This is a genomic window from Salipiger abyssi (genome assembly GCF_017311415.1).
In the GTDB taxonomy this organism is placed as follows: Bacteria; Pseudomonadota; Alphaproteobacteria; order Rhodobacterales; family Rhodobacteraceae; genus Salipiger; species Salipiger abyssi_A.
This window is the reverse complement of sequence record NZ_JAEKIS010000045.1, coordinates 1-11,213: the sequence shown is the minus strand read 5'-3', so window position 1 is coordinate 11,213 and position 11,213 is coordinate 1. Positions and strand designations below refer to the sequence as shown.

13 protein-coding genes are annotated in these 11,213 nt (G+C 57.3%); 3 read left to right on the top strand and 10 right to left on the bottom strand.

Annotated elements, in window-relative coordinates:
* Positions 1-115: 115 nt before the first annotated feature.
* Together cueR and I6N89_RS24845 are read right to left on the bottom strand one after the other, a co-directional pair.
* Positions 116-496, bottom strand: coding sequence for a Cu(I)-responsive transcriptional regulator (gene cueR / locus I6N89_RS24850; RefSeq protein ID WP_207020927.1), 381 nt, complete (start codon positions 494-496; stop codon positions 116-118).
* A 12-nt stretch (positions 497-508) separates the two neighbouring features.
* Positions 509-3,013 carry a heavy metal translocating P-type ATPase gene (locus I6N89_RS24845; RefSeq protein WP_038068303.1) on the bottom strand — a complete coding sequence of 835 codons (2,505 nt, stop codon included), beginning with the start codon at positions 3,011-3,013 and terminating at the stop codon, positions 509-511.
* A 174-nt stretch (positions 3,014-3,187) separates the two neighbouring features.
* Here I6N89_RS24845 and I6N89_RS24840 point away from each other — a divergent pair, with 174 nt between their 5' ends.
* Positions 3,188-3,385 (top strand): heavy-metal-associated domain-containing protein, encoded by a 198-nt coding sequence (locus I6N89_RS24840; protein WP_009573644.1) that lies wholly within the window; start codon positions 3,188-3,190, stop codon positions 3,383-3,385.
* Positions 3,386-3,473: 88 nt separating this feature from the next.
* Here the strand turns inward: I6N89_RS24840 and I6N89_RS24835 are convergent, their stop codons facing one another.
* The 8 genes from I6N89_RS24835 to I6N89_RS24800 all read right to left on the bottom strand — a co-directional run bounded on the left by I6N89_RS24835 (position 3,474) and on the right by I6N89_RS24800 (position 9,508).
* On the bottom strand, positions 3,474-3,794 hold the full coding sequence (locus tag I6N89_RS24835; RefSeq protein WP_009573643.1) for a YnfA family protein: 321 nt from the start codon (positions 3,792-3,794) through the stop codon (positions 3,474-3,476).
* A 118-nt stretch (positions 3,795-3,912) separates the two neighbouring features.
* Entirely contained in the window at positions 3,913-4,647 is a 735-nt protein-coding gene (locus tag I6N89_RS24830) for a DsbA family protein (protein ID WP_090062994.1), read from the bottom strand.
* Entirely contained in the window at positions 4,647-5,117 is a 471-nt protein-coding gene (locus I6N89_RS24825) for a c-type cytochrome (protein WP_009573641.1), read from the bottom strand. The genes I6N89_RS24830 and I6N89_RS24825 overlap by 1 nt, the downstream gene beginning before the upstream one ends.
* Complete coding sequence (locus I6N89_RS24820) at positions 5,114-6,508, bottom strand: multicopper oxidase family protein (protein WP_028095398.1); 1,395 nt, start codon at positions 6,506-6,508, stop codon at positions 5,114-5,116. Before I6N89_RS24820 ends, I6N89_RS24825 begins: the two co-directional genes overlap by 4 nt.
* Before the next feature lie 56 nt (positions 6,509-6,564).
* Positions 6,565-7,509, bottom strand: coding sequence for a c-type cytochrome (locus tag I6N89_RS24815; protein WP_051130659.1), 945 nt, complete (start codon positions 7,507-7,509; stop codon positions 6,565-6,567).
* Positions 7,510-7,511: 2 nt separating this feature from the next.
* A complete protein-coding gene (locus I6N89_RS24810; protein ID WP_009573638.1) occupies positions 7,512-8,084 on the bottom strand; it encodes a c-type cytochrome in 573 nt (190 codons plus the stop codon).
* Between the two features lie 426 nt (positions 8,085-8,510).
* On the bottom strand, positions 8,511-8,975 hold the full coding sequence (locus I6N89_RS24805; RefSeq protein ID WP_009573637.1) for a c-type cytochrome: 465 nt from the start codon (positions 8,973-8,975) through the stop codon (positions 8,511-8,513).
* Between the two features lie 29 nt (positions 8,976-9,004).
* Positions 9,005-9,508, bottom strand: a complete 504-nt coding sequence (locus I6N89_RS24800; protein ID WP_229861856.1) for a L,D-transpeptidase — start codon at positions 9,506-9,508, stop codon at positions 9,005-9,007.
* 223 nt (positions 9,509-9,731) lie between these two features.
* On the opposite strand from I6N89_RS24800, the gene I6N89_RS24795 reads away from it, so the two are divergent.
* Together I6N89_RS24795 and I6N89_RS24790 are read left to right on the top strand one after the other, a co-directional pair.
* Entirely contained in the window at positions 9,732-10,028 is a 297-nt protein-coding gene (locus tag I6N89_RS24795) for a DUF2933 domain-containing protein (protein ID WP_009573635.1), read from the top strand.
* 251 nt (positions 10,029-10,279) lie between these two features.
* The gene (locus tag I6N89_RS24790) at positions 10,280-11,116 is read left to right on the top strand and encodes a protein-disulfide reductase DsbD domain-containing protein (RefSeq protein WP_207020926.1); all 837 of its coding nucleotides are present in this window, start codon (positions 10,280-10,282) and stop codon (positions 11,114-11,116) included.
* Positions 11,117-11,213: the final 97 nt, after the last annotated feature.

Below are 11,213 nucleotides of genomic sequence, written 5' to 3'. Positions count from 1 at the left end.
ACCCAGAACCTCGCCCAGCATGGCTCCTCCGAATAAGACACGTGCATAACGACGTCGTTATGCACGTGTCTTACCTCGGAACCCCAGCCTCAGGCAGGCGGCCCCAATCGGTCGGTTACGAAAGATCCGCAAGAATTGGACAATCCGGTCGGTGATCGCCAGCACACTGGTGCACGAGAGACGAAAGAGTTTCTTTCATCGACATGAGTTTAGAGATCTTTTCATCAATCTGGCGCAGGTGCTCCTCTGCGACGGCCTTTACCTGCGCACTTTCTCGATTGTCATCGTTATAGAGCGCCAAAAGCGTACGGCAGTCTTCGATTGTAAATCCCAAGGCTCGCGCTCGTCCGATGAATGCCAGCTTATGAAAATCGATCTCTCTGAAGCTTCGATACCCGTTTGCAGCGCGCAAAGGTGTTACTAGACCGATATCCTCATAGTAGCGAATGGTCTTGGCCGGCACTCCTGACCGCTCGGCAACATCACCAATGTTCATTTCTGCCTCCTCTCACTCGGCCGGGACGGGGGCGAAGTCCTCCACCCGCCCAGACTCTTGGCGCTCGTCCATCGCCGGTCTTACGCGCCGCAGCCGCAAGGCGTTCGTCAAGACAAAGACCGAGCTAAGTGCCATCGCACCGGCAGCGACGACCGGTGACAGCAGCACGGCGAAACTCGGATAAAGCGCTCCGGCGGCCAAGGGTATCAAAGCCACATTGTAACCAAAGGCCCAACCAAGGTTCTGTTTGATGTTTCGCATGGTGTGTCGCGAGATCTCGAAAGCGTTCACAACGCCGCGAAGATCACCGGACATCAATACGACATCTGCGCTTTCGATCGCCACATCCGTGCCAGTGCCGATGGCGATGCCAACATCCGCGTGGGCGAGCGCGGGTGCATCGTTGATGCCATCGCCAACAAAGGCCAATGTGCCCTGCTGGCGCAGATTTTCCAGTGCCGCCACCTTGCCGTCGGGCAAGACCCCCGCGATCACGTGGTCGATACCAGTCTCTTCGGCAATTGCTTCTGCCGTTTCGCGTTTGTCGCCGGTAATCATTGCCACCTTCAAACCCAGACTGTGCAGTGCGGCAATCGCGGCTCGGCTCGAGGGTTTGACCGGATCGGCGACGCCAATCGCAGCCACCGCCTTGCCATTGATTGCGGCGAAGAGTGCGGTGCGACCTTGCCGTGCGAGCATAGTTTCAGCCTCTGCGAGTTCACCAAGATCGATCCCTTCGCGCTGCATCATTCGGTCAGCTCCGACAACAACCTCGGCCCCGTCAACGATGGCGCGCACGCCATACCCTGTAATCGAAGTAAACGCGCTCGGTTCCGACAGTCTGATGTTTTCCGCCTGCGCGCCGCGCACGATAGCTTCGGCGATCGGGTGTTCTGATCTGGCTTCGACCGATGCGACTGCCGCAAGAACGGTGCAGCGCTCGGCTCCTTCCGCCAGCACAAGGTCGGTCAGCGCGGGACGTCCGGCGGTGACGGTGCCGGTCTTGTCCAGAGCGACAACCTTGACGTCCCCCAATGCTTGCAGAGCATCCCCCTTGCGGAACAACACGCCCATTTCAGCAGCGCGACCGGTCCCGACCATGATCGACGTCGGCGTCGCCAGTCCCATCGCGCAGGGACAAGCAATGATGAGAACTGAGACACCCGCGACCAGCGCATAGGTGAGGGCGGGATCAGGGCCGAATATTAGCCAGACAAGGATCGTCAAGGCGGCGAGGGTCATCACAGCGGGGACGAACCAAAGCGTGATCCGATCCACCAACCCTTGAATGGGGAGCTTGGCGCCCTGCGCATCTTCGACCATGCGGATGATTTGGGACAACGTGGTATCCGCACCAACACGCGTTGCTTTATAGGTCAGACTGCCCGCGCCATTGACCGTACCGCCCGTGACAGGATCACCAGCCGACTTGCCGACCGGCACGGGTTCCCCGGTGATCATGCTTTCATCGACATGGCTTTCGCCGTCCACAACCTCACCGTCCACGGCGAGTCGTTCTCCGGGGCGCACAACAATCAGATCTCCGGTGCGCAAGGCATCGATCTCGACCTCGACCGCATCGCCGTCACGCAAAATACGCGCCGTACGAGCCTGTAGGCCGAGCAGCTTCTCGATTGCAGCCCCTGTTCGCCCTTTCGCTCGCGCTTCGAGCCAGCGCCCGATCAGGATCAGGACCACGATGACCGCGGCGGCCTCGAAGTAGACAGCGCGGACGGCCTCGGGCATCAGCGACGGGAAGAACGTTGCGACAACTGAATAAAGATAAGCTGCGCCTGTGCCGACGGCGACCAGACTGTTCATGTCTGGAGCACCTTTCAGCAAGGCCGGAAACCCTTTCAGATAGAACTGTCGGCCGGGCCCAATGAGCACAGCCGTTGTGAGGATGAACTGGATCAACCAGCTGGCCTGCTGTCCTATGGTATTGTTGATCGCCATATGCACGGCCGGGATCAGGTGCCCGCCCATTTCCATCAGGAAAACCGGCAAAGCGAGTGCTGCGGCCAGTGCCACCCGGCGTGCCAACCCGCGCGCTTCCTCTTCTTTTCGCGAAGTGCGATCCTGTGTTGCCGTGGCCTCGGCCACGCTGGCTGGATATCCGGCTTGCTCGGATGCACGGATGAGGGCCACAGGGTCGGTCATGCCCTCAAGATATGTGATGCGCGCATTTTCCGCCGCAAGATTAACGTTGACCTCCAACACGCCGGGAACCGAGGCAAGTGCCTTATCGACGCGCCCGACACAAGAAGCACATGACATGGACGCGATGTTCAGCGTCACGGATGCCGTTCGCGCTGGATACCCGAGATCTTTCAGGGCTTGGACCGCATCTTGCAGGTGGGACGAACCATCCACGCTGAAACGCGCAGTCTCGTTCGCGAGGTTCACCGAGACATCGGATATTCCCCTCAACGCGGCTAGGCCCCGATCCACGCGCCCTACGCATGAGGCGCAAGACATTCCTTCAATCGAGAGTGTCACTTTGGATTGATCTGTCATTTCAGTCTCCTGGAATCCCATTTGACACCCCAAATAGGAGTTCCAGTGACTGGAAGGTCAATACCCAATTTGAACTTTCCTGGCTTCGCTTTAAAAATCTACGGAGACCCTTGACCTTCCCCCCACTGGAAGCCCCATCTGCACTGAACAAGCTGTCACAGAGGAGACATCGACATGAAATTCAACGTTCCCGACATGAGTTGTGGTCATTGCACCAGTACGATCGAAAAGGCGATCAAGGCAGCTGACGCAAATGCGAGCGTATCTTGCGACATTCCGGCCCGCACGGTTTCTGTTGAAGGTGCACTGTCAACAGAACGGCTGACGGCCCTGCTTCGTGAAGCTGGGTACGAAAATACCGTGACTGCCTAATCTATGGGTCATCGCACCCGTCGTGACGGGTGCGATGACCTAGCGATTTCTAGCGACGGATTTGCCTGGTTTTCTGAGGTTCCGCAGATCATGAGCGCGAAGGCAACAGGATGAGAGCACTGCCTAGGAGGCAAAGAAGAATGCCTGCAATGTCCCAGCGGTCCGGTCGGCTCCCCTCCACTAGCCACATCCAGATCATGGACGCCGCTATGTAGACGCCCCCGTAAGCTGCATATGCCCGACCGGCCATTTCGCTTTCTGCGCGCGTCAAAAGCCATGCGAAGAGTGCCAAACTTACCAGACCTGGCCCGACCAAAAGCGGCGAACGATCGAGCCGCAACCATGCCCAGAAAGCAAAACATCCAGCGATCTCGGCAAAGGCAGCAATAAGATACCAAAGGTAAGTCATCTTCTCGCCGCCTCTTTCAGTGGTAGGCCGTGCCTAGGTCTTTTGGTCTGTAGGGGCTCCGACTCATTCGCCTGCATCATTGCTCATCGGGCGTGATGTCAGAACCCACCGCAGAGTGCTAGTTTGCCGACGCCCGCACGTTGTCGACCAGTTCCGTGAGCTTATCGCTTTCCACGAAGCCTGGAACCAGATTGTCGCCGATCACAAATGAAGGCGTGCCACTGAAGCCGAGCGACTGCGTCAACCGCATCGAGGTCGCGATATGCTCTTCAATTTCGGGGCGCTCCATGTCAGTTTGAAGGCGTTCGATGTCGAGACCGACCTCTTGTGCTATCCTGAGAACGCTTGCTTCTTCCGCCCGGCCGTTCATACCCATTAGGGCCCAGTGGAATGCCTCATACTTGCCTTGCAGCCGCGATGCGAGTGCAGCTTTGGTTGCAAACACGGATCCGTCCCCGAGAATTGGCCATTCGCGATAGACCAGACGCACATTGGGGTCAGCCTCCAGCAGTGCCAGAACTTCCGGCATAGCGCGGCGACAATATGGGCAGTTGTAATCGAAAAATTCGATAACGGTCACATCCCCATCGGGATTGCCGAGAACCGGTGCATTCGGGTCTTGCTCGAGCAATTGTCGCTGATCGCGCAAGACGGTTGCCTGCGCTTGTGCCTGGGCTTCGGCGTCCTGACGTTGAAGTATTTCGACTGCTTCCATGATGATTTGCGGATTCTCGCGGATAGCCTCATATACAAGTTCCTTGACCCGCGCTTCGTCCAGGTCTGCGGCCTGCACTGCCATTGGAAGTAAGGCAAATGACGATACGAGCATCAAATTTCTGAAAATCATGTCCATTATCCCTCTTGTTCTGCTGCTGTGCGTGCGGCCTGAGCATTGCGCTCTCGCTCTGGCCAGGTCGACTTAATGAAGCCGAGAATGTTCCAAATTTCCTGATCTGTGAGTTTGCCGGCGAAGCCCGGCATGCCACTGTCGAAATCTGAGCCCTGTTGTCGCATCAGTTCCGCCCCCCCGAGCTTGGTGTAGGAGAACAAAATCTGGTCACTATGGTGCCAGGTATGACCGTTGCGATCATGCGGCGGCGCGGGCAGGCGGCCATCTGAACCAGGGCTTCGCCAGTCTGGTTGCCCTTCGAGATTGGCGCCATGGCAGGACGCACAGTTTTCAGAATAGAGAGCTTGCCCCAGTTCGATATTGACGTCGTCAAACGGGGAAGAACCCTGGGAGGCATTGCCGCTGAACCACCAGGTTGCACCTAGCCCAATCAGGCCAATGGATGAAATTACCGCCAGGTAAGCTGATCTCATGCGACCTCCAGCCACGTCATCATGCCGGATGCCGCGTGCGAGAGCATGTGACAGTGAAACAGCCACTTTCCCGGATTGTCGGCAACGAAGGCGATCTCGCGAGTCTCGCCACCGAACATCAGCAAGGTATCCCGCAGGGGACCAACTTCACCGCCCTCCAGCACCTCCCGGAAATGCATCCCGTGCAAATGCATGGCGTGGGGGAAGGATGTATCGTTGTAGATCTCCACTCGCGCTGTTTCACCGCGTGACAGGCTAGCCAGTGGCTTCTCGGTCATGCCCACGGTACCATTGAAAGCCCAGAACTGGTTCGCGTCGACCAGTTGGCGGAACGTTTTTCGCTCACCCTCAAGTATGGCTGCGTCAAGGTTGCCCATTGCCCCGCCTTCCATGTTGAGCCTGATGCGTCTCGCCTGCTCCAGTCCCGGCACATCCATATTAGGGTTCGGTGGCAGAACTTGGGGGACATCCCGCACAGCGGAGGCCAAAGTGCCGGTCACGCGAAACTCGGTTTGGGCAAATCCCTGGCCGTCTTCAAGCCGCACCAGATGAGCACTTTCCCCTTCATCCGCAATGACGTCGACAAACAAATCCGCTCGTTGGCCCGGCCCAAGGATGATCGGTTCGCTGATCTCACTCGGCGTCACCAGTGGCATTCCGTCGAACGCCATCACCCACCCCTTTAGACCTGACAGGCCCAAAACAAAGATCCTGGCATTTGCCGCGTTGATCAACCGAAGCCGCATCCGCTCACCCTGGCTCACGTTGAGCGTAGAATTGAAGCTTCCGTTGGTGGCGACAAAGTTGCCACGTCGGCCTGCATGGCTACGATCATGAACGGCTTCAAAATCTGGGTCGAGTTGTGCGGTCTCCGGGTTGAGGAGCCAATCGTCAAGAATAAGGACTTCATCGCGATCAACATCCGGGGCTATCGGTTCTTCGACGATCAACGCTCCGTAGAGCCCACGAGCGACCTGTTCGACGGAGCGATTATGCGCGTGAAACCAAAAAGTTCCTGCATCTGGAACGGCAAAATCGTAGTCGAAGGTTTCGCCTGTGGGGATGGCATCTTGGGTGAGCCCGGCCACGCCGTCCATCGCATTTGATATCCGCACGCCATGCCAGTGCAGGGACGTCGCCTGCGGCAACTTGTTGACGAGCCGACGTTGAAGACGCGCGCCCTGCCGAACACGGATCACGGGGCCAGGAAACTTTCCGTCATAGCCCCAAATCTCCGTCTTGGGGTAGTCCGGAGGGGCGAGTTGTACGGCGCCACTTTGCGCTGTCATCACCTGAAATTCAGGGGTGGCTGCAGATCCGGCCTTGGGGAAGAAGCTCAACGCACTCATTGCCAACCCCGATTGAATGAATGCTCTTCTGGTGTGTGTCATTTCGTTCTCGTTTGTTGTGCGAGCCAGTTTTGGCTCACACATTGTCTCTATTGCAGTCACATGTCTTTATTAGCAGCGGCGCCCTCGCCCTGAGCGACCCGGTCGGCTCGAGGTTCGTCACCATCAAGCAAGTACACGGCCATCGCTTCCAGATCATCGGGGGACAAAAAGCGCGTATTGCCCTGCACGACCTCCACCATGCTGCCGCCGAAAGCGTCGCCTGACGGCGTCACGCCAGTACGCAACGCATAGGCGAGGTTGGAAACGGTCCAGCCGCGTTCCGCCAGAGAGTTCGGCGTGATCGAAGGCGCCTTGCTCCCCCCTGGCAATGCCTCATTTCCAGCAAAAACCGCGTCAAGCAGGCGCCCGCCTCCGATATTGCGTGGCGTGTGGCAAGCACCGCAATGTGCTGCACCTCGAACCAGCTCGCGACCGCGGTTCCATTGTGCGTTTTTCTCGTCAATGGGTTCCGTGGGTGGATCGTAGAGATAGGCCGCCCGCCATAGCTTCAGGCCCCATCTCTGATCGAAAGGAAACTTGACATCATGCTCAAGCGCTGCCTCGGCGACTGGTGGCACGGTCTGGAAAGCTGCCCAAAGGTCGGCAATGTCCTGATCCGTGAAATCCGCATAGAACGGATAGGAAAAAGCGGGATAATACGGCTCTCCGCTAGGACTAATGCCCTGGCGAACCGCCTTGGCGAACTGCTCAACCGTCCACCCCCCGATGCCGTTCTCTTTGTCTGTCGTCAGATTGGGCGGAAAAAACGTGCCAAAATCTGTCGCCAGCCCCGCGCCGCCTGCGAGTGCGGCGCCGCCAGCCTCTGAATTGGTGTGGCATGAAATGCACCCGGATACGCGAGCCAAATAGGCGCCGCGCTGGACATCACCCGTTTGCGTGATCGACGCGGGCACCTTGCCAATCGGCCAGATCACAAGGCCGCCGACCACAAGGGCGCAAAGCGCCCCTGCAGCAAAGACCAGTTTTTTCATCCGGCACATCTTTACTTCGCCTCGTAGCGGAATTTCGCGTGACATGCCGAACATGTCTGGGTCACCATGTTGAATGCCCCATCTGCGGGCATCGAGGCATAGTCCATCATCGGGCTTCCTGACGAAGTTCCCATCATGGACGAAGCTCCCATCATGCTTCCGGGGGATTGCGTGCCCATCATGGAGCCTGCATCCATTCCCGCACCTGACGCCATAAGCCCGTTGTCGGCGGCCTCGGCAAGACCTTCGCTAACCACCTTGAGCTGCTCTGCGAGCGCACTGAATTCTTCCCAATCCGACCAGATCTCGGACTTTGCTTCGGACGGTTTCCCAGCAGACCCTTCGGGAAACAATTCGGTCATGCCTTCGCTATGTTCGACAAAGACGCGTGCTCCCGTACGAACAGCTTCAGCATCATAGGTGATTTCACCACGCATCATCGGAGCCAGTTCTTTGACCGATTGCCCCATGGCCATCATGCCGTCCATGCGTTCTTTGACGACACCTTCCGCGCCACCATGTGCAAATGCAGCTGCGGCCATTGTCGTTCCAGCCAAGAGGCCGATCATCAGTTTGCTTTTCATCGTTCCGTATCCTGTATTTCCATGCTTGATAGATTTAATTTGATGAGGCGTGGTTGCCCCTAGGTCAGGATAGGTGTTTGGGAGGCGGGGTGTCCCTTAGGACATTCCGGTTAGAAAAGCTCTGATCTGGATGTTCGCGAGGCAATTGCGACAAGTTGGTCGAAGCTCTCGGAGCTGATAAAATGACAATTACCATATTTTTCGAGCAGTCCGGCCCCGGATCGCAATGCCCGGGGAGAAGATTATCTGCATCTTCCTCATGAGAGGTCTGATGTTTTTGCGCACTTCGTTCGGAAACTTTGGCAGCGACCGTTTCATGGCCAATTGCATCGAGAGATCCCGCCGGGAGGACGACAAATAACGCGATCGAGACCAACAGGAGAATCTGGATCGCGCTACGGAATATGTTCAGCCTGGCGACCAAAGTCAGTTGATCCCGTTCGCGCGCTGCAGTTCGCGCACGTATCCCGCAATCATCTTCACATCACCTTGGGTGAGGCCTTCAACGGGAGGCATATTGCCAAAATTCCAGTGATGAGATTGGACGCCGTTTTGCGCCGCATTCAGGAACGCGGCATCCGAATGGTGGTTCGGCTCGTAGATTTTGTGAACAAGCGGAGGAGCGACCCCATTCTGGCCTGCGGCATTTTCACCATGACAGCTGGCGCATTTTGCCTCGAACGCGCGTTGCCCCATTTGGGCTTGCGGAGAGAATTCAGCTGGAAGGAGTACATTGGCAATGGGCGCGCCCTGAGGTATGCCGCTCGTGTCCGGCGGAACCATTGAGTGTCCTTGAGCAGTCTGCGCCGGGGCCGGCTGCAACGCCTGCCAACCGACCGCTCCAAGGCCGAGCACGAAGAACCCGCCAACGAACCATCCCCAGAAATTCATAGTGTTTTACTCTCCTGCATGTGATCCGTTCAGATCAACTTAACCTGCGTCCCGACCGGCGTGCGGTCGAAGACCTCTTCTATATGTTCGTTGTAAAGGCCGATGCAGCCGTTTGATGATCTACGCCCGATTTTCCGCGTGTCTTGAGTTCCGTGGATCCTGTAGTATTGCCACGACAGATAGAGCGCACGCGTTCCCAAAGGATTGGAGGGATCTCCTCCAGGCACATAGGCTGGCCATTCCGGGTTGCGTTCACGCATTGAAGGGGTCGGCGCCCAACCTGGATTTTCCCGTTTCTCGACAACTTCTGTATACCCGCGCTTCGTCAATTCATCAGTCAAGGGAACAGAGGTCGGGTAAATCCGCATCTCTTCATCTTCTGTCCAGTGTTGGAGCACCTTTGTGACAGTATCCGAAATGATGATGCCCTTCCCGAGACGGTCAAAGTGATCACGCCAATTGTGGAGAACGAACGACGAGATATTGCGTCTTACCACACCAGCCTCTTCCGCCCGGAGAGTGTGGGGGGTCATCAAGAATGCGCCTGAAATTGCAATCAGGCTCCGCCTGTTCAAACTCGGTCTCTCTGCCATTTGTTCGTCCTTGGTTACTCAATTGGACGAGACAGGCATTGCTCAGATGGGGCTGAATCTCAACCGCAACAGGCCGCAAGATTTGTATCGAAGTGTATCCTTGACCTTCCAGCGGGAGATCAAGCTAAACAGGATACGTTGACCAAAATCAGAGGTGGATTCCATGCAAGAGGATAGCGAGTCAGGTGGCAATCGCCACGGAAAGTTGATGCACTGGGGCATGATGGCTTGCTGTGCTGTCATGCTTCTACCCATCGCAGCTTTCCTGATTGGCGGAGGCACCGTCGCAGGCCTTTGGGCAAACGCTACCGTCTTTGCGCCTCTGGTGCTCTGCGTTGGCGCCCATTTTGTGATGCACAAGATGATGGGGCGTTCATGCCATGGAAGCGACAAGCACAAGAAGACCGCCCCCCAGCCAGTGCTGATTGAAGATATGACCGACAGCGCCGTCCGGCGGTAAGTCGAAATGAGAACAAGAGCGCGGCTGGCGACTGTCTTCTTGGGAGCGATTTTCGTGAGCGCTTGTTCCGGCGGACCAGTCCTGTGCCCGACAAACCCGCCGCCAACTTTGTCGACAAAGTCACCAGAGCTGGAGCTGCCCAATGGATGTCGTCTGGCAGGGCCTATCTCCAACGGTGTGGGCCAGTTGGATTGTGTAAACGGCCGATCAGGCTTTGTTGCCACTCAAGTTCAAAGCCTGGAGATAGTGCGATGACCATCTGGCGCTCGCCAATCCGTCTTGCTTTCTGCGGTACCCTCGCTGCCGCAATGTTCTGGCTCTTGATCCCCTTTGCTGCAACGGCCGAGGTATCAGTCGCCCACAAGGTCACTGCGGTGGAAGCGCGGCTGATCTCCGCCGAGGATGCCGTTTCCGCCGAAGCTCAAACGCTCTCCGCCGGTCTGGATCTGAACCTTGCTGACGGATGGAAAACCTATTGGCGTTCGCCTGGCGAGGTTGGCATTCCGCCACAGATCGACTGGAGCGGGTCGACGAATGTCGCGGGCGTTGACTTCCTATGGCCTGCGCCCGAGCGGTTCACTGCCTTTGGCATCGAAAACTTCGGCTATCATGATGAGGTTGTCTTTCCACTTCAGATCACCCTGAAGGATCCTGGGGAACCTGTCGAACTCAGAGCAAACGTCAAGCTCTTGACCTGCTCAGCAGTTTGTGTCCCCCAGGATTTTGACTTGGCACTTTCGTTGCCTCAGGGGAACTCAATCGATCAAGTCTCGGCTAATCGTATCGGGGCATTTCTCGCACGCGTTCCGGCGGAAGGAGGAGCGGCAGGCGTGACCGCCGCCACATCCCATATAAACGATGATTTCACCCGCCTAACGATAGAAATAGCTGCCACGACTGCCTTCAAAACCCCGGACGTCTTTCCTGAAATTGGTGATGGCAACACGTTGGGGAAGCCCGACATTCGCCTTGGGGCAAGCGGGCGAACGCTTTGGGCTGAATTCCCAATTCTTGCCTACATGGCAGATACAGACGCGCCGCCACGGGTAACCGTGACGGACGGGCCTGGTGGGCGACAACCATCTTGACCGGCACCGTCAGGCAAGTTGGCCGCCGCCGCCAGCCGTAGGGAGGGCGTAGCCCGACCGAAGGCTGGCGGCGGCGGCGCGGTTCTCTTCACGGGGG